The 17,243-nt window shown below is 32.1% G+C and carries 20 protein-coding genes; 19 read left to right on the top strand and 1 reads right to left on the bottom strand.

Going from position 1 to position 17,243, the window contains the following annotated elements:
• Nucleotides 1–390 precede the first annotated feature (390 nt).
• The 18 genes from CHB72_RS01865 (at nucleotide 391) to pyrR (ending at nucleotide 14,191) form a co-directional block, all read left to right on the top strand.
• On the top strand, nucleotides 391–636 hold the full coding sequence (locus tag CHB72_RS01865) for a LexA family protein (RefSeq protein WP_089281153.1): 246 nt from the start codon (nucleotides 391–393) through the stop codon (nucleotides 634–636).
• Between the two features lies 1 nt (nucleotide 637).
• Complete coding sequence (locus CHB72_RS01860; protein ID WP_089281152.1) at nucleotides 638–883, top strand: hypothetical protein; 246 nt, start codon at nucleotides 638–640, stop codon at nucleotides 881–883.
• Between the two features lie 218 nt (nucleotides 884–1,101).
• Complete coding sequence (locus CHB72_RS01855) at nucleotides 1,102–2,334, top strand: BaiN/RdsA family NAD(P)/FAD-dependent oxidoreductase (protein WP_089281151.1); 1,233 nt, start codon at nucleotides 1,102–1,104, stop codon at nucleotides 2,332–2,334.
• Between the two features lie 265 nt (nucleotides 2,335–2,599).
• Nucleotides 2,600–3,847 carry a hemolysin family protein gene (locus CHB72_RS01850; protein WP_330396965.1) on the top strand — a complete coding sequence of 416 codons (1,248 nt, stop codon included), beginning with the start codon at nucleotides 2,600–2,602 and terminating at the stop codon, nucleotides 3,845–3,847.
• Nucleotides 3,848–4,558: 711 nt separating this feature from the next.
• The gene (locus CHB72_RS01845) at nucleotides 4,559–5,542 is read left to right on the top strand and encodes a polysaccharide deacetylase family protein (protein WP_207652470.1); all 984 of its coding nucleotides are present in this window, start codon (nucleotides 4,559–4,561) and stop codon (nucleotides 5,540–5,542) included.
• Between the two features lie 188 nt (nucleotides 5,543–5,730).
• Nucleotides 5,731–5,895: a hypothetical protein gene (locus tag CHB72_RS26165; protein ID WP_176431133.1), complete on the top strand. Its 165-nt coding sequence runs from the start codon at nucleotides 5,731–5,733 to the stop codon at nucleotides 5,893–5,895.
• A 190-nt stretch (nucleotides 5,896–6,085) separates the two neighbouring features.
• Entirely contained in the window at nucleotides 6,086–7,378 is a 1,293-nt protein-coding gene (locus CHB72_RS01840; protein ID WP_089281149.1) for an HlyD family efflux transporter periplasmic adaptor subunit, read from the top strand.
• Between the two features lie 39 nt (nucleotides 7,379–7,417).
• Complete coding sequence (locus CHB72_RS01835; RefSeq protein ID WP_089281208.1) at nucleotides 7,418–8,095, top strand: YggS family pyridoxal phosphate-dependent enzyme; 678 nt, start codon at nucleotides 7,418–7,420, stop codon at nucleotides 8,093–8,095.
• Nucleotides 8,096–8,112: 17 nt separating this feature from the next.
• Nucleotides 8,113–8,556 carry a cell division protein SepF gene (locus CHB72_RS01830; protein WP_089281148.1) on the top strand — a complete coding sequence of 148 codons (444 nt, stop codon included), beginning with the start codon at nucleotides 8,113–8,115 and terminating at the stop codon, nucleotides 8,554–8,556.
• A 19-nt stretch (nucleotides 8,557–8,575) separates the two neighbouring features.
• Nucleotides 8,576–8,854, top strand: a complete 279-nt coding sequence (locus CHB72_RS01825; protein WP_089281147.1) for a YggT family protein — start codon at nucleotides 8,576–8,578, stop codon at nucleotides 8,852–8,854.
• On the top strand, nucleotides 8,851–9,639 hold the full coding sequence (locus CHB72_RS01820; RefSeq protein ID WP_089281146.1) for a YlmH family RNA-binding protein: 789 nt from the start codon (nucleotides 8,851–8,853) through the stop codon (nucleotides 9,637–9,639). Before CHB72_RS01825 ends, CHB72_RS01820 begins: the two co-directional genes overlap by 4 nt.
• A gap of 20 nt (nucleotides 9,640–9,659) precedes the next feature.
• Complete coding sequence (locus tag CHB72_RS01815; RefSeq protein ID WP_089281145.1) at nucleotides 9,660–10,118, top strand: DivIVA domain-containing protein; 459 nt, start codon at nucleotides 9,660–9,662, stop codon at nucleotides 10,116–10,118.
• A 189-nt stretch (nucleotides 10,119–10,307) separates the two neighbouring features.
• Complete coding sequence (locus CHB72_RS01810; RefSeq protein WP_089281144.1) at nucleotides 10,308–11,006, top strand: 5'-methylthioadenosine/adenosylhomocysteine nucleosidase; 699 nt, start codon at nucleotides 10,308–10,310, stop codon at nucleotides 11,004–11,006.
• Between the two features lie 172 nt (nucleotides 11,007–11,178).
• Nucleotides 11,179–11,472, top strand: coding sequence for a DUF5665 domain-containing protein (locus CHB72_RS01805; protein WP_089281143.1), 294 nt, complete (start codon nucleotides 11,179–11,181; stop codon nucleotides 11,470–11,472).
• A gap of 13 nt (nucleotides 11,473–11,485) precedes the next feature.
• Nucleotides 11,486–12,154 carry a TraR/DksA C4-type zinc finger protein gene (locus CHB72_RS01800; RefSeq protein WP_089281142.1) on the top strand — a complete coding sequence of 223 codons (669 nt, stop codon included), beginning with the start codon at nucleotides 11,486–11,488 and terminating at the stop codon, nucleotides 12,152–12,154.
• An 80-nt stretch (nucleotides 12,155–12,234) separates the two neighbouring features.
• A complete protein-coding gene (gene lspA / locus CHB72_RS01795) occupies nucleotides 12,235–12,684 on the top strand; it encodes a signal peptidase II (protein ID WP_089281141.1) in 450 nt (149 codons plus the stop codon).
• Between the two features lie 15 nt (nucleotides 12,685–12,699).
• Complete coding sequence (locus tag CHB72_RS01790; protein WP_089281207.1) at nucleotides 12,700–13,614, top strand: RluA family pseudouridine synthase; 915 nt, start codon at nucleotides 12,700–12,702, stop codon at nucleotides 13,612–13,614.
• 40 nt (nucleotides 13,615–13,654) lie between these two features.
• Complete coding sequence (gene pyrR / locus CHB72_RS01785) at nucleotides 13,655–14,191, top strand: bifunctional pyr operon transcriptional regulator/uracil phosphoribosyltransferase PyrR (RefSeq protein ID WP_089281140.1); 537 nt, start codon at nucleotides 13,655–13,657, stop codon at nucleotides 14,189–14,191.
• A 162-nt stretch (nucleotides 14,192–14,353) separates the two neighbouring features.
• Here the strand turns inward: pyrR and CHB72_RS01780 are convergent, their stop codons facing one another.
• Nucleotides 14,354–16,126, bottom strand: coding sequence for an Rqc2 family fibronectin-binding protein (locus CHB72_RS01780; RefSeq protein ID WP_089281139.1), 1,773 nt, complete (start codon nucleotides 16,124–16,126; stop codon nucleotides 14,354–14,356).
• 209 nt (nucleotides 16,127–16,335) lie between these two features.
• Here CHB72_RS01780 and dapF point away from each other — a divergent pair, with 209 nt between their 5' ends.
• Complete coding sequence (gene dapF, locus CHB72_RS01775) at nucleotides 16,336–17,190, top strand: diaminopimelate epimerase (protein ID WP_089281138.1); 855 nt, start codon at nucleotides 16,336–16,338, stop codon at nucleotides 17,188–17,190.
• The last annotated feature ends 53 nt before the right edge of the window (nucleotides 17,191–17,243 follow it).

Genomic DNA, 17,243 nt, shown 5'->3' with positions numbered 1-17,243 from the left:
TTATAACATAATACGATAAAATACGAAAGTAAAATTTTGAAAAAATGACAAAAAAATAAAGCCTTTTCAAAGACTTTAGCGATTTATTTACTATTCAACTGTCAAAGACCCGGAAATTTTTTAAAAAACAAAAAAACAAAAAAAGAAAAAAAAAGAAAAAAAGAAAAAAATACCTTTACACAGAACAACTGTTCGGTTATAATAAAGACAGAACATACGTTTGACGAGGGGGAAAAATAATGAAATCAATGGTTTTTGTTGGCACGGTAAAAGAATTAAGAGAATATTTAAATCAATGGAAGAAAACTTCTTCTAAGAACATTAAATAATGTAAACTGTTAGAAAACTGAGTCAAGTGATTCCTTGTGGAGAATGGGAGGAGGAGACTAGATGAAGTATAGTCAATTAGATGTTGTAAAAGCTGTAGAGAAGTTCATTAAAGAAAATGGATTTAGTCCAACAACTCGAGAAGTTTGCAATTTTACAAACCTAAATTCTACTAAGAGAATACATACTTACTTAAATAAATTAGAAGAGCTAGAAATTATTAAGAAACGAGAGCTTTTTCCAAGGACGATAAGGATTACAGATAAAGGTAAAGAGATGATAAAGGCATATGAGATTATAGGATCATGATATGATAGATTATGTACTAAGGTATTCGTATAAAAACAAGAAGCCAATTACTCTTATTTATCAAAAACAACTAGAAGTAAGCCAAAGAAGGATAAAGGTGATACAACTAGGCGATAAGATGGTTCAAGGCTACTGCTATGAAAAAAAAGCTATTCGCAACTTTAAAACAGATCATATATTGGCGGCATTTATTCCAGGACTTATTAATACAACATATGGGAAAGGGGATTGCAATAGACCTGTTTAATTTAATAATAAAAGACGGAATAGTGCAGTGTCCTTCTCTCTGAAGAGAGTTGGGCACTGTTTTTACATTCTGTGAAAGTGACTGACACCAAATCAAAGATTTAGGTCATCTACTTTTAAGAAAAGAGAAAGTCTATATGGGTGATATTAATAGAATAATTTGGTATAATAAAGTCGAAAAATAAATTCACTATAAATTTACACAGAAGGGTGAATAGGATGAATAATAAGAAGATCATCGTGGTTGGAGCAGGTCCAGCAGGGATTATGGCTTCAATTACTGCAGCTGAATATAGTAAGGATATAACCATAATAGAAAAGAATGCAAATATAGGACAAAAACTGAGAATCACTGGAGGCGGAAGGTGTAATGTAACAAATAATTCTTCTCCTGATGAAATCATGAAAAAGGTAATGACTAATAGTAAATTTTTATATAAAAGCTTGCATACTTATACCAGCCAACAGGTTATAAAGCTTATTGAAGATCAAGGATGTCCACTAAAAGTAGAGACAGAAAATAAGGTATTTCCTGTAAGTGACAAGTCCTCTGACATTATTGAAGTTTTTCAAAACCTATTGATAAATAGGGCAGTGAAAATTTACTATCATTGTGAAATGAAGGATATCTTGGTAAAAGAAAATAAGGTGATAGGTATCAAAACAAAGGATAATCAAGATTTCACATGCGACGCCATTATTTTAGCTACCGGCGGCGTATCATACCAGTATACAGGAAGTACTGGAGAAGCCCTTCAGATTTGTGAAAGATTAGGACATTCTATTGTTCCCTTAAAACCAAGCTTAATTTCTATGGTAATCAAAGAGAAATGGTTAACTGAACTGACAGGAATTTCGTTAAAAGATATTGTACTTAAAACAAAAATAGAAAATAAATCCTTCTCTTTTAATGGAGATTTGTTATTTACCCATTATGGAATATCTGGTCCTACAGTTTTTGAACTAAGTGCATATCTTAATAAGATTTCATTGCCTAAAGAAGGTCATAGGGTATTTATTGATTTTTTACCTAAAGTCCCTCAGGAAGAGTTAAAAGAAATATTAATTACATCTCAAAAAAGTAACAAACAAATTTCCAGTGTATTAACTGACTATCTTCCAAAGAAGTTGTCAGTTGCATTGCTAAATGATATAAACATAGCAAGCGATATAAACTTGAGCCAGCTTAATAAAAAAGATAGAAATAGAATGATTGATACATTAAAGCATTTCCCCATCACTGTTGAAGCATTACGAAGTGTTAAAGATGCTATTGTTACATCAGGAGGAATAAATGTAAAGGAGGTAAATCCTTCAACGATGGAATCAAAGCTTGTTAAAGGATTATATTTTGCGGGAGAATTGTTAGACGTCGATGCCTTAACAGGAGGATATAACTTACAAATAGCTTTTTCTACAGGGTATATTGCTGGAGTCCATAGTTCAAAATAAACTATAGAATCATATAGGTATACGCCCCTAAATTTTAATTATAAATGCGTATATCTATAATAAAGATGAATTAGAAATAGAAGGTGGAATTTTTTTCATCTTTTTCTTTTTGAGATAAAGAACCACCAGCGAATATATTATATAGAGTTACAGAGACATATACGAGTATTAGTGAAAAATATAGATTGAAATTATAATTATTCAGTATAATAATATTCAAATTTAATAATGCTAAAACATAATATGCTATTTAGGAGGATCGCTGATGATGGATTATGGAAACACGTGGCAATTGATCCTATTGATGGTGCTGCTTTTATTGTCCGGCTTTTTTTCTGCGTCAGAAACTGCATTAATGTCATTGAGCAAAATTAGAGTTAGACATATGATGGAGGAAAAAATAAAGAGAGCAGAAATAATTAATAAATTCATCAAAGACCCTAGTAGATTATTAGGCGCAATTTTGTTGGGCAATAATCTTGTTAATATCGCGGCTTCTGCTTTAGCTACCTCTATATCTATTCGATTTTTCCCAACTTCAGGTATAGCTATAGCTACAGTGACCATGACAATACTCGTATTGATATTCGGTGAAATAACTCCAAAATCAATTGCAGCACAATACCCTGAGAAGGTTTCCTTAAAGGTTATTAGACCAATAGCATTAATGGTAAAGATATTAAATCCTATCGTTTTGGTATTAACTTATACGACAAATATGTTTATTACAACATTAGGAATAAAAATTAATAAAAAACAACCATTTATCACTGAAGAGGAATTAAGGACAATTGTTACAGTCAGTCAAGAAGAAGGCGTTTTAGAAATAGAAGAGAAGCAAATGATTCACAATGTCTTTGAATTTGGTGATTTGCAGATCAAGGATATTATGATTCAACGAACAGATATCGTTGCACTTGATGTGGAAGCTAGTTATCAGGAAGTAATGGAAATAGTTAAAGATCAACAATTCTCAAGATACCCAGTTTTTAAAGATGGTATTGATCATATTATTGGTACATTGAATACTAAAGATTTAGTATTTTTAGATATTAATAATGAAAATTTTTCTATTGAAAATCATATAAGGAAACCCTTTTATACTTTTGAATTTAAAAAAATTAGTGATGTCTTTAAGGAAATGAAAAAAAAATGGGTTCACATGGCGATTGTATTAGACGAATATGGTGGCACGGCAGGGATTATTACCATTGAAGATTTAATTGAAGAAATCGTCGGTGATATCCAGGATGAATATGACGAACTAGATGATGAAATAAAAGTAGTAAAGGAAAATGAGTATATAGTTGAAGGAAGTACGAGAATTAATACAGTAAATGAAATGTTAGGAATTGAATTGGAATCGCAGGATTTTGATTCAATAGGAGGTTTTATCATTGGGGAATTAGGACGGTTACCTAGGAACGGTGAAACCATTCAATATGAGAGCATAAAAATAACTGTGGAATGCATTGAACGAAATAGGATTCAAAGAATAAGAATTTTTACATAAACTAAAGGTCTATATCTTAAACCACTATAGATAACCAATTTTAAACTTTAATTGCACTTTGTGAAAGTGACTGACAGCAAATCAAAGATTTGGGTCATCTACTTTTGATATACACGGTCTATGGTTTCGCCCAAAAACCCATGGGCTACAAATGTAGCCCTTAGTATATTAAAATTTATGATAACATAGCTATATTTTAGGATATAGATTTTTAAGTTAAAATAGCTTTCGACAAAGCAATAAACAATTTGTAGAAATTTTACTATTTCCAAGGCAATGAATTTAGGATAATTTGCAATGTTGCAATCTAAAACGATAATGCTATCATTATGAATAATTACATATATAATAAAACTTTTTATTAATTTGAAGGATTGCTATATACTGAGTGTTGAAAAAACACTCTTTTTTATTTGAAAAAATATAGAAGTATATATTTTAGACATCTAAAAAGAAGACCATATCATTCAAGTCAGCAGGTTAATTTAATTTAAGAAAAGCTAAAACGATGGAAGAATGGTTTTAAAGATATTGAAGAAGGCATGGTGTCTTGTAACATGGAATTATATGTGAAAAAGTCGAAAAAACATTATATTTTGTAGAAATTTAAGAAATTTAGAAGGTGTTCTTTCAGCAGAAGTAGAAATATAGATATACACCTTTTTATAATTAAGTATGACAAAAGAAAACCCACGGACTGGAGAGATTAAGATGAAAAGACTAGCGATTGTTTTAAGCATAATAATTTTTTGTTTAATTGGAGGGTTTACTTTCTCTGAAAATAATCAGCATTCAGCCAGTGCTGGTGCTGAAGCCAGATATGAAGATGTAGTTGAAGAGAAGGTGGACGTAGTAGAGGAATCTATAGATGCAGAAGAAATTCAAGAAGAAATTCAAGAAGAAATTCAAGAAGAAATTCAAGATCATGAAGAAACTGATACAAATATGAACAATACTATAGAAGAAAGTGAAAGTGTTAATAAGAAATCAGAAGAGAAGGCTAGTAGCAATGATGATCATACATCCTCAAAAAAAGTATTTCTTACCTTTGATGATGGACCAACTACCTTAACACCAGAGATTTTAAGAATTTTAAATGAAAATAATGTACAGGCTACCTTCTTTGTTATAGGCAGGTTGGCTGAAGAAAATCCAGATCTTATAAAAAGAACTTATTTAGAAGGTAATATGATATTACCTCACTCCCATACTCATGATTATGCTATTTATAGTACCTTTGAAACATTTTACGAGGATTTTTATAAGGTAGAAGAAACGCTTAATAACATACTGGGTATTGAAGTGCCACCTGTTTTTCGTTTTCCAGGAGGCTCCTCCAATCAAAGCTCTTTTAAATATGGAGGTAAACAGTTTATGCCCAGGTTAACAGAGGATGTTAAGGAAAAAGGATATTACTATATCGATTGGAATGTTTCATCAGGTGATGCAGGGTCGGATTATAATAATAAAACTAAAATGGTTGAAAACGTAATAAACGGAGCTAACAATAAAGATTTTATTGTAGTACTATTTCATGATGTGTCTCGAAATACCAGAGTAGCTGAGATATTACCAGAAATCATAACATCCTTTAAGGAGAAGGGGTATGAATTTAGAACCTTCAGAGATATTACAGAAGAAGAATTAGATAAGATGGTTCAATTAAAGCTTGCTAATAAACCTATCATTAGATAGCATATATAATACATAAAAACCCGACTATACCAATAACTATAGACTAGAAAAACAACGCTAGTCTATTTTTTTGTCAAGAAATTCAGTAAGCTATAATATATTAATTATATAGATGAATACATAAAAAATTATTTAGAACAATATAAATATAATAGGTATATAGAACAAATGATTAGGAGAAGAAATTTATGGAAACAAGGAACCACTTTGAAGAAAAACTAACGATTAAAGAATTGAAAAGACAACAGTATTATTTTATTTATGAGGCTATCATGAGCATCATTGAGTTTTCTTTATTAGTAGGATGCTTTTTTGGACTACTGATGCTTCTATTTGAAGCATACAATCTATAGCAATTACAGCTTAAAATTTTAAACTTAAATGTAAATGAGAAAACCATATATAATCTACACATTAAATTTAATCCATCCTTAAAGGGTGGATTTTTGTATATAGTACTAGCTAATTACAAAATTTATTATATTAGATGAAGGAATTTTAAGGATTATGCAGAATTAGTATATAATAATTAGCAGGTAGGTGATGTTTTTGTATAAAAAGAAAAAAATAAAAAAAAGATCGCCATTAAAGATAATTAGTAGGTTGTTTACAATCATCATTGTGCTATTCTATCTTCTATCTCGCATGCCTCCTTTTTTTAGCCAAGCAACCAATAAGACATACGTAGCTGAATATGGTAAAATAGAAGCCGTAGTATCAACAGAAGGATACATCGTAAGAGATGAAAAAGTAATAAAACATCTAGGCGAAGGAGAGATCGTTCTTTTAACAAAAGAGGGAGAAAAGGTTAGGAAGGGTCAAAAACTGGCTACTCTACATTTTAATGACTTAGATGAAAAAACTTCAAAGGATTTGGAAATAATCAACTTAAGGATAGAGAGTATCAAAGATAAGCAACCGGAACAGCAGCTTTTTCATAAAGACATTGAAAAAATTGAAAGTGATATAGCGGCTGTGTCTAGAGAAATACAGCAACTCATTAAAGATGAAGAATATGAAAAGGTGTATTCATTAAAAGAAAATCTATCCCTGTTAATAGAAAAAAAGAGTATCATTACCGGTGAGAAGAGTTTTTCTGGAAAAAACCTAGAACAATTGGAACAACAACGAAAATCTCTACAGGAAAAAGTTAGTGCTTCGGAAGAAGCTATCTATAGTGAATTTCCAGGGATTGTTGCTATTGGCAGTGACGGTTTAGAAGACTTATTAACCCTAAATAATTTAGAGGATTTTACATTACAAGAATATGAAACTATAAAAAATAGTATCAAACCATTAAATTCTAATGATGATGGGGATCAAGAAATTAGTTTAAGGATTATTCAAGACCATAAGTGGAGTATTATTACAGCATTAAAAGAAAAAGATATACAACAGTTAGAGGAAGGAAAGAGTATAAAATTAAGACAGCGAGGCGAAAGTAAAGAGTATAAAGCAATGATTAGAAGGATTATACATGAAGATGGCGAGGATGCCATGATTGTATTAGACCTAACAGAGTTTATGGAGGAATTTTATAGTAAAAGAGTGATTACCTTTGATATGATAAAAACTAGCTTTGAGGGAATCATGATCCCAAATACTGCAATCATAGAGCAAGAGGGAAAACAAGGTGTATTTAGGTTAGATGTTAATGGATTCTCAAGGTTTATTCCTGTTAAGATAAAAGGAAGTAATAGAGAGTATTCAATAATATATAATGGATTTTTTGAGGAAAGTAATAATGGTGAAAACAGTAGAATTAACACGATTAATTTTTACGATGAAATTGTAACAAATGCAGAAAAAATCAGTCAAGGTGACAGAATACGTTAGTATTACAAAGGAGGAAGACCGTTGGCAGTAGATATTGAAATGAATCTTAAAGATGTTCAGGAAAAAATCCAGAAAGCAGTAGTTAAGGCCGATAGGAATCTCCAAGAGGTTCAGTTAATAGCAGTGACAAAAACAGTAGAACCAGAAGCTATGGAAAGAGCCATTGAACTTGGTGTTACTCACGTAGGTGAGAATAAGGTTCAGGAATTAACCAGAAAATATGAAATAATAGGTGATAAAGTTAAATGGCATATGATAGGACATCTACAAAAAAATAAGGTGAAATACATTATAGATAAAGTAGCTTTGATACATTCTTTAGATTCCTATGAACTAGCAGATGAAATTGACAAAAGAGCAAAACAAATTGGACAAGTAATGCAATGTTTATTACAGGTAAATGTGTCAGGAGAAGAATCGAAATATGGGGTAGAGCCTAAGGATGTAGATGAATTATTACATAGGATTAGTTTGTTGAAACATATAGAGATTGTGGGCTTAATGACAATGGCTCCTTATACTGATGAACCAGAAGAGGTAAGAGTTTTTTTCAAAAAGCTAAAACAATTATCCAATGATATTAAGGAGAAGAAAATACATAATATCAAAATGCATTATTTATCAATGGGAATGTCAAATGATTTTGAAGTAGCAATAGAAGAAGGGGCAAGTCTAGTAAGAATTGGCAGTAAAATTTTTGGAGAACGGAATTATTAATTTTAGGAGGGAGATTCATGTCAGGAAAATTAATGGATAAAGTTAAATATTTTATAGGATTAGATGTTTTTGAAGAAGAAGAGATGGAGGAAGATGAAGCCTTAAATTCACAGGAGGAAATGACACCTGTTTTCAGCAATAGTAAAAAAAACAAAGTGTTAAATATTCATACGACTACCCAGATGAAGGTTGTTCTCTATGAACCAAGTAACTTTGACGAAGTTCCAGGTATCGTGGATAGTTTAAAAAATAGAAAACCTGTAATTATTAATTTAGAAAATATTGATGCAGAATTGGCAAAGAAGTTTTTTGACTTTTTAAACGGTGCTATTTATGCATTAGATGGAAATATACAAAAAGTTTCTACAGGAATATTTATATTAGCTCCTAATAATGTAGATATTACAGGTAATATTAAAGAGGAGCTGAAGAATAAAGGCGTGTTTCCTTGGCAGAAATAATAAAGGAGAGTGATTCTGTTTGTTTGCAACCCGTGACATTGTAAATGCATTATACTATTTGGCAAGATTAATGAATATTTTTATACTGGTTCGAGTTGTTTTTTCATGGGTAAATCCTAATCCTCATAGTACATTGGTACAGTTTATTTATGGAGTAACTGAACCTATTTTATCACCAGTGAGAAATTTGATCCATAAATTAGGTTATAATGGAATGATAGATTTTTCTCCGATTTTAGCAATATTATTGATTAACATGGCTTACTCAATGATAGTAAGGTTGGTAATTGCCCTGTGATTCAAAAAGAAAGCTATGTACAGCATATTATTGATAGCGATTTAAAGCACCTTTTGATTAAGATTCTAGATAAGGTGGAGGCGGTAATAAAGAATCATGACATTAAGATAACGGACTTCCTAAATCCATATGAATTAAAGGCAGCTACAGATATTTTAAATGCTTTTCAAGAGATTCGATGGATTGAAACAGGCGGGTATGAGGAGGCAGAACGAAAAATCTTAATTATTTTTCAGGATTATATGTCTATTGAATCTATCCCTATTCCGTTAATTGTCCTAGAGGTAGCTTCTGCTTCGCAATTCAACACGTTAAATCATAGAGATTATTTAGGGGCATTACTTTCTTTAGGTATAAAACGTGAAAAAGTTGGGGATATCATCGTTAGTGAAAAGATTTGTCATATCGTCTTACAAGAGGATCTTAAAGATTATGTTATATTTCAGCTGAATCAAGTAAAAAATGTTTCTGTCTCTACGAAAGAAGTAGAATTTGAAGAAATAAAATTATTAGCAGATAACTATAAAGAAATATCTGGAAGTGTTGCTTCTCTTAGGTTAGATAGTATAGTTAGCCTTGGGTTTAGGATTCCTAGATCAGAGGCCCAAACCTTAGTAAGTAAGGAAAAGGTATATATTAACTGGGGTGTTGCTAGTAAGAATTTCCATGAGATAGATGTGGGGGATGTCATTTCTGTTAGAGGAAAAGGAAGAGTCATTGTTGATGATATTCAAGGTAAAACAAAATCAGGTAGAATACATATAAAGCTCAGGAAACCAATATAACATAATGGAGGTGATTTTTTATGCTAACACCTTTGGACATTCAAAATAAGGAGTTCAAAAAGGGATTTAGAGGCTATAAAGAAGATGAGGTAGATGAATTTTTAGATGAAATCATGGTACATTACGAAAAATTATTCAAGGAAAGCTCTGAGTTGAAGGATAAAGTAGAAAAAGCCCATCAACAAGTGGAACAGTATAAAAACTTAGAGGAAACCTTGAAAAACACATTGGTGGTTGCACAAAACACTGCAGAAGAAGTGAAAAGTAGCGCATCTAAAAAGTCACAACTGATTATTGAAGAGGCTGAAATGAAAGCAAAAGAGATTATTAACAAGGCTGATCGAGATGTTCAGGGTATAAGAAGTGAGTATGATGAAATAAAAAGGCAAATGGAAATATTTAAAACCCGATATAAAACTTTATTGCAGTCTCAGCTAGAGACGTTAATGGAGCCTAAAGAAGAGATGCAGGAGGGTTAAATTACAAAAAAAATCTCGTTCTAATCATACTATGAACGAGATTTTGGTTTGTTAATAAAAACTTACATAAGAAGTGAATGAATTGTAGTAAACTATCATAAAAGTAGATGACCCAAATCTTTGATTTGGTGTCAGTCACTCTCACAGAGTGGAAAAATGTTTCAGTAGCATTGAAAAGGGAGGTAAATTATGAGTAGAGTAGGAATTATCGGAGCAATGGATGAAGAAATTGAAATTTTAAAGGAAGAGATGAATATTAAAGAGATAGTAAGTATGGCTAATATGGATTTCTATATTGGAGAATTAAATCAGCGGAACATAGTTTTAGTAAGATGTGGGATTGGAAAAGTAAATGCTGCAGTGTGTACCCAAATACTCATTGGTCAGTTAGACGTCTCTTGTATTATTAATACAGGTGTAGCTGGTGCTGTTAATCAAGAATTAGAAGTATTAGATGTTGTTATTTCTTCAGATGTGCAGCAACATGATTTTGACGTAACAGGTTTTGGATATAAAGTAGGAGAGATCCCAAGAATGGAAACTTCAATCTTTAAAGCTGATGAGGTTTTGGTAAGTAAAGCCTATGAAGCAGCTAAAAAGGTATTGCAGAGCCAAAAAGTATTACAGGGAAAAATTGTATCTGGCGATATTTTCGTAAGTAGCCCTGAACTAAAGAATAAACTAGAATCAGTTTTTCAAGGATATTGTACAGAGATGGAGGGTGCAGCTATTGGGCATACCTGTTTTTTAAACAGTATTCCCTTTGTTATTATTAGAACAATGTCAGATAAAGCTGATGGATCTGCTCATAATAACTTTAATGAATTTGTCAAAGAAGCATCTAATCATTCAAAGGATATCGTTATTCATATGTTAAATCAAATGTAACGAAAAGCTGATATTCCTCTACAGGTTTCAATAATAATACTTCAATCTGTTAAGTTTTCAAGCCAATATTTTAACAACTGATTATTAAATTAAAAGCGGGAGTCTTAGCAATACACCAAAGGATAAAATGAAATAAAAAGGTTAAAATATTAAAATGGAGGAGAAACGTACTATGCCTAACAATAAAAAGAAACCTAATATAGGAGATAAATTAGAAAATTTATCAAGAAAAATGGATAATATGAGAATAGCTGAGTATGTGGAGATGAATTCTAATCCTAAGCGGCTTATTTTCATGAATTTTCTTCTAGGATTAGTACGAGGCATAGGAATGGGTATTGGTTTTACTTTATTAACAGGTCTAATTATAGCACTACTGGCCTATATTTTAAAAAGTTGGGTAAACCTACCTGTTATAGGAAAACTTATAGCAGATTTAATCGATATTATTGAAAACTACAGATAGGAGGAATCATGCCTTGGATATACAGAAGAAAAATCATTTTAAGAAATTGCTATTACAGGAGAAAAAAAACATTTTAGATACCTTAAAACGAATGGAAGATCATCAGCCTCATAGTGCCTCCATGAAAGAATACACAGAAGAGCTATCTGCCTACGATAATCATCCTGCTGATTTAGGAACTGAAATGTTTATGGCGGCTATGCAAGCAAACTTGGAGAATAATGAGAAGTATAGATTAAATGAAATAGAAGAAGCTTTACAAAAAATAGAAACCGATGAATATGGTATATGTCAGGGGTGTGGTGCTGAAATAGCAGAGGAAAGACTAGAAATCATGCCTGAAGCTGATACTTGTATGAAATGTGAAGAACATGAAGTTGCTTTATATGATTCCGATGCTAATAGGCCAGTCGAAGAAAGACTATTAAGACCTCCCTTTGGTAGGACTTATAAAAACGATGATGATTATACTGGGTTCGATGGAGAAGATGCCTATCAAGAGGTGGCAAAATTTAATGAGGTAAAAAGCGATCCTTCCTTTTCTACCGCTGATAACCAAGGAGTATTTGATGATGATAGTATAGGCATTGTTGAAAGGACCGATAAAATAACAGAAGGTCATTATAAACAACAATTACCTGAGACAAAGGGCGAAGGAAAGAGAAAGAAGGATTTTGAATAAGAAAAAGGTACTTTTTGTATCTTTTTTCTTTTTCTAATGATATAATCATTAGAGAAATTGCATAGGAAAGGGGCTTAACTATGAATTACGTGTTATCTTTGATTGTATTAATACTAGATCAAGTGAGTAAAATATTAGTAGTAAACTATTTAAAAGATCCTGGTGAGATACCAATAATAAGGAATATATTTCATTTAACCTATGTTGAAAATAGAGGAGCAGCATTTGGTGTTCTTCAGCATCAAAGATGGTTTTTTATCATTTTAACAGTTCTTATTGTTGGAGCTATTATTTTTTATTTTAGAAAGCATAGGAAATATCCAAGAGCTATGATGATTGGTCTTAGTCTAATCATTGGCGGGGCTATTGGCAACTTAATAGATAGAGTTCTATATGGTTTTGTAATAGACTTTTTCGATTTTCGAGTATGGCCGGTTTTCAACATTGCTGATTCTGCTATCGTTATTGGGCAAATATTGGTGGCTTACGTTATATTAAAATATGATAAGCTAGACCAAAAGGAGATGTAAGTTTTGGAAAGGGAAATGTTTTATGTATCGGAAGAGGATGAAGGGGTTAGACTTGATGTTTATATTGCAGATCAATATCAAGATTTGAGCAGAAGCTATATTCAAAAATTAGTAAAAGATGATTTGATAAAAGTAAATCAAAAGCCTCAAAAAAGTAGATATATTGTTAAAGGTGGAGATGAAATAGAGGTTCTTATTCCACCTGCTAGAGAATTAGAGGTACAACCCCAAGATATTCCAATCGATGTAGTCTACGAAGATGAAGATGTAATTGTTCTCAATAAACCTCAAGATATGGTTGTACATCCTGCTCCCGGTAACTATAAAGGTACTTTAGTGAACGCCTTGTTATATCATTGCAAAGGAAGTCTATCTTCTATTAATGGGGTGATACGTCCGGGAATTGTACATCGAATTGATAAAGACACTTCTGGTCTGCTGATGGTTGCAAAAAATAATCATTCCCATAAATCTTTAGCAGAGCAATTGAAGGAACATTCTATCACCAGAAAGTATCATGCGATTACCCTTGGAATTATAAAAGAAAACAAAGCAACCATTGATGCACCCATCGGCAGACATCCTATTCATCGACTTAAAATGGCGGTGGTACAGGATGGTAGAAGGGCAATTACCCATATTAACATTCTAGAGAGATTTAAGGATCATACATATGTTGAAGCAAAATTAGAAACTGGGAGAACCCATCAAATCAGGGTACATTTATCCTATATAAAGCATCCATTGCTTGGTGATGACATCTATGGCGGCAAAACAACGAAATTTAACTTATCAGGACAAGCTCTTCATGCAAAAGTATTAGGATTTGTTCACCCTACAAAAGGAGAATATATGGAGTTTGAGGCTCCTTTACCTCCTAGCTTTGAAAAAGTATTAAGGGTTTTAAGAAGTAGCACGATTAAACCATAATAAGATCTTAATAATTTTTATTATAAAATGGGGTGAAAAAATGAAAAAACAGGTACAACTAATGGACGATAAGGCTATAAATAGAGCATTGACGAGAATTGCCCATGAAATACTGGAAAAAAACAAAGGGGCAAGTGATATCATTTTAATTGGTATCAAAACAAGAGGAGTGCCTTTAGCCAACAGACTAGCTGAGAGGATCAAGTCCATAGAAGAAACTGTAGTTCCTGTTGGAATAGTAGATATTACATTATATAGAGATGATTTATCAAAGGAAACCATTGACCCGGTTATTCACGGCTCTAAAGTAGATGTAGATATTAGTGATAAAACAGCTATTTTAGTTGATGATGTATTATATACAGGGAGGACTGTTAGAGCAGCTCTTGATGCTTTGGTGGATATAGGAAGACCTAAGAGTATTCAATTGGCAGTTTTGGTGGATAGAGGCCATAGAGAGTTACCCATTCGAGCTGATTATGTTGGAAAAAATGTACCTACATCAAAAGATGAAGTTGTGAAGGTGAATCTACAAGAAGTAGACCAAGATAACTGTGTTATGATTGATAAGCTATAAAGAATCTATGTAGTATAGATAACTCTAACAATTCTCCTTCGGTGTATTGCTAAGACTGTAATCATAATTTTTCAGATGCTGTAATTTTCTCTATGACAAAGGAACGCCACAGGGGGGCGTTCCCTACTGTTGTATCATCAAAATTGCATGTAGATGATAGGATTATTCTATTTGTCGCATATGGCTAATTGCTTTCTCATTTCCATCTACTAATATAGTAGAATAATGATCATAAATCACCATACCTGGTTTAGCTCCCTTAGGTTTACGAACATTTTTTCTGATTGTATAATCCACCGATACTTTTGTGGCGCTTTTTCCCTTGCTATAGTAAGCAGCTAATGTAGCCGCCTCTAATATAGAGGTATCCGTATAGTTGTTGCCGGCAACCCTCAAGATCACATGAGAACCTGGCATATCCTTCACATGAAACCATAAATCTTCTTTATCAGCAATTTTTAAAGTGATTTCATCGTTTTGCTTATTGTTTTTTCCAACTAAGACTTCTAAACCATCAGAGGATCTATATTTAAGATATCCAGACTTTTTAAAACTAACTATACTTTTTTTGCCAATTCGTTTTCTTAAATAGCCGGTTTCCATGAGTTCGTTGTGTATTTCCTCAAGGTCTGATAAATAAGTAGATTGGTCTATATTTAGTAAAATTTGTTCTAAATAATCAATTTCTCCCTTAGTTTTTTCTAACTGTTTATCAATCTCTAAAAGAGCAGTTTTAGCTTTATTATATTTTTTATAGTAGCTTTGGGCATTTTGAGAGGGCGTTAGTCGCTTATCTAATTCTATAATCATGCTGCCTTGATTTTCATCGTAATAATTTGTTAATTCTATTACTTCATCACCTTTTGTAATTTGATATAAGTTCGCTGTTAGAAGTTCACCTTTTATCTTATAAGTATTTGCTTTTGTTGCTTTTTTAAAATCTTGATGAAGGTTTTGCATTTTATTATATAATCTGTCTAGTCTTGTACTAATACTTTTTCTTAAATCATAGGACTTTTGTTTTAACCTTTCTTTTTGATCACGGTTGGCATAAAAGGTTTCCAACATACTACTAACGGATAAAGAAGCATTTTCTTTGAAGTCGGAAAGCTTTTGTAGAGGAACAACACTAAAATCAATATATTTATCATTATAGGTGTCAATATAGATAGTAGGTGTATAATGATTTGTTAATACCATCTTCAACATGGAGGCAAAGGCTGTAAATAAGCTTTCCAATTCAAAAGGCGATAGGTTACTTACAAGCATAGCTTCCTGAAGTTTAGCAATATAGCAGATTTCTCTTGCTATTAAAGGCGAAACACCAGTAAAAACATGATAAAGTGCTTTCTCAATCGTCAATTGAGACGCTTCGGAAAGATATGTTCTAAAGATTTCAGGGGTAGTACAATCTAGAGGATTGTGCTTGTCTTTAGAAGGCGGCATAGTATATTTCAAACCTGGAAGTATTTGACGAAAGCGACTAACATCAAAGGGTATCCTTTTTATACTATCAATGACTATATCATTTTCACAATCTATAAGAATGATATTGCTATGGCGGCCCATCATTTCTATAATTAATTCTCTAGATTTCACTAAATTCAATTCATCTAGACTTTCAATCTTGAATTTGATCATTCTTTCAAACTCTGGTTGCACAATATCAACAATTTTTCCACCCTGCAGATATTTTCTTAAAAGCATACAGAAATTTGGAGGGGTAGAAGGATTTTCTTTATTAGCAGTGGTAAAATGCACCCTTGGATAATTACTGTTGGCGGATAATAAGAGTTTTGTATTTTTTCCTTGACTGCGAAGATTTATTATTATTTCATCAACTTCTGGTTGATATATTTTCTCAATTCTATTATAGCTTAATAGGCTGCTGAGTTCATGAGTTAAAGCAGCAACCACGAATCCATCTAATGGCATGATTGATTCCTCCCATTGTTTTGTAATCATAATATAGCATAAAAACAGCATGAATGCAAAAAACTAAAGATTCTTCAAAATTTCAAAAGGAAACTATTGCATTCTATGAATAATATTAGTATGCTTTAAATACTAAAGGAAATATTACGAATTTGAAGGAATTTTATAAAAATTGTTAACACTTTAAATAAAGCGAGGTGCTTTAAACAATGAATATACCTTTTAAAAAACTCCATGGTGCTGGCAATGACTTTATCATAATCGAGTATGATAGCTTTCCCTACGAAGATCAGTTCCCGGAATTAGCCCTTAGAAGCTGCCATAGGCGATTTGGTATTGGAGCTGACGGTTTAATGGTTGTGGCGACATCCCCTTCAGCTGATTTTAAAATGTATTATTATAACAGTGATGGTTCCAGAGGAAATATGTGTGGTAACGGTATAAGATGTTTCACTAAATTTGTTTACGATGAAGGGTTGATAAAAACAAAGGAATTTAAGATTGAAACCTTAGCAGGAGTATTGACTGTTGTAATAACTACAAAAAATAATAAGGCGCATACCGTTAATGTAAGCATGGGTAAAATGATTTTAGAACCTAGTAATATTCCAGTAAAAACAGAAAAGAAAACAGATTTTATTAATGAAGAATTAGAAATAGAAGGAAGAAAGTTTATCATATCAACTGTTTTAATGGGTGTTCCCCACACGGTGATCTTCACAGAAGAATTGGATATAGATCTTATTAAGAAATATGGACCAATGATTGAAAACCATTGGCTATTCCCTGAAAAAACTAATGTTAACTTTGCACAAATTGTTGATAGGACACATGTAAAAGTGGGCACATGGGAACGTGGCGCTGGTCATACATTAGCCTGTGGTACTGGAGTTACCAGTGTCTGTGGAGTAGCCCATTTATTAAATCTTGTGGAAGATGTTGTCTGGGTAGATGCTGAGGGTGGCAGACTAAAAATCACAATTCATCAAGATCAACAGCTAGAGATGGAGGGTCCAGCAGAGGATATATGCTGTGGAATTTATTTTTTCGATAATCCTGCTTAATTTCCTTGTAATTCTATTAAGTGGAATATAAAATATAAAAAGTAAGGTAAAAA

Source organism: Anaerovirgula multivorans (assembly GCF_900188145.1).
Classification (GTDB): domain Bacteria; phylum Bacillota; class Clostridia; order Peptostreptococcales; family Natronincolaceae; genus Anaerovirgula; species Anaerovirgula multivorans.
Note: the sequence above shows the minus strand (reverse complement) of the source record. Positions and strands in the feature narration are given on the sequence as shown.

What these genes read in the sequence shown, in the direction of transcription:
- CHB72_RS01815 (WP_089281145.1), top strand. Translation starts at nt 9,660, where the DNA reads ATGCTAACACCTTTGGACATTCAAAATAAGGAGTTCAAAAAGGGATTT.
- CHB72_RS01865 (WP_089281153.1), top strand. Translation starts at nt 391, where the DNA reads ATGAAGTATAGTCAATTAGATGTTGTAAAAGCTGTAGAGAAGTTCATT.
- lspA (WP_089281141.1), top strand. Translation starts at nt 12,235, where the DNA reads ATGAATTACGTGTTATCTTTGATTGTATTAATACTAGATCAAGTGAGT.
- CHB72_RS01840 (WP_089281149.1), top strand. Translation starts at nt 6,086, where the DNA reads ATGTTTTTGTATAAAAAGAAAAAAATAAAAAAAAGATCGCCATTAAAG.
- CHB72_RS26165 (WP_176431133.1), top strand. Translation starts at nt 5,731, where the DNA reads ATGGAAACAAGGAACCACTTTGAAGAAAAACTAACGATTAAAGAATTG.
- CHB72_RS01855 (WP_089281151.1), top strand. Translation starts at nt 1,102, where the DNA reads ATGAATAATAAGAAGATCATCGTGGTTGGAGCAGGTCCAGCAGGGATT.
- dapF (WP_089281138.1), top strand. Translation starts at nt 16,336, where the DNA reads ATGAATATACCTTTTAAAAAACTCCATGGTGCTGGCAATGACTTTATC.
- CHB72_RS01850 (WP_330396965.1), top strand. Translation starts at nt 2,600, where the DNA reads ATGATGGATTATGGAAACACGTGGCAATTGATCCTATTGATGGTGCTG.
- CHB72_RS01860 (WP_089281152.1), top strand. Translation starts at nt 638, where the DNA reads ATGATAGATTATGTACTAAGGTATTCGTATAAAAACAAGAAGCCAATT.
- CHB72_RS01780 (WP_089281139.1), bottom strand. Translation starts at nt 16,126, where the DNA reads ATGCCATTAGATGGATTCGTGGTTGCTGCTTTAACTCATGAACTCAGC.
- CHB72_RS01830 (WP_089281148.1), top strand. Translation starts at nt 8,113, where the DNA reads ATGTCAGGAAAATTAATGGATAAAGTTAAATATTTTATAGGATTAGAT.
- CHB72_RS01845 (WP_207652470.1), top strand. Translation starts at nt 4,559, where the DNA reads ATGAAAAGACTAGCGATTGTTTTAAGCATAATAATTTTTTGTTTAATT.
- CHB72_RS01810 (WP_089281144.1), top strand. Translation starts at nt 10,308, where the DNA reads ATGAGTAGAGTAGGAATTATCGGAGCAATGGATGAAGAAATTGAAATT.
- CHB72_RS01790 (WP_089281207.1), top strand. Translation starts at nt 12,700, where the DNA reads ATGTTTTATGTATCGGAAGAGGATGAAGGGGTTAGACTTGATGTTTAT.
- CHB72_RS01835 (WP_089281208.1), top strand. Translation starts at nt 7,418, where the DNA reads ATGAATCTTAAAGATGTTCAGGAAAAAATCCAGAAAGCAGTAGTTAAG.
- pyrR (WP_089281140.1), top strand. Translation starts at nt 13,655, where the DNA reads ATGAAAAAACAGGTACAACTAATGGACGATAAGGCTATAAATAGAGCA.
- CHB72_RS01805 (WP_089281143.1), top strand. Translation starts at nt 11,179, where the DNA reads ATGCCTAACAATAAAAAGAAACCTAATATAGGAGATAAATTAGAAAAT.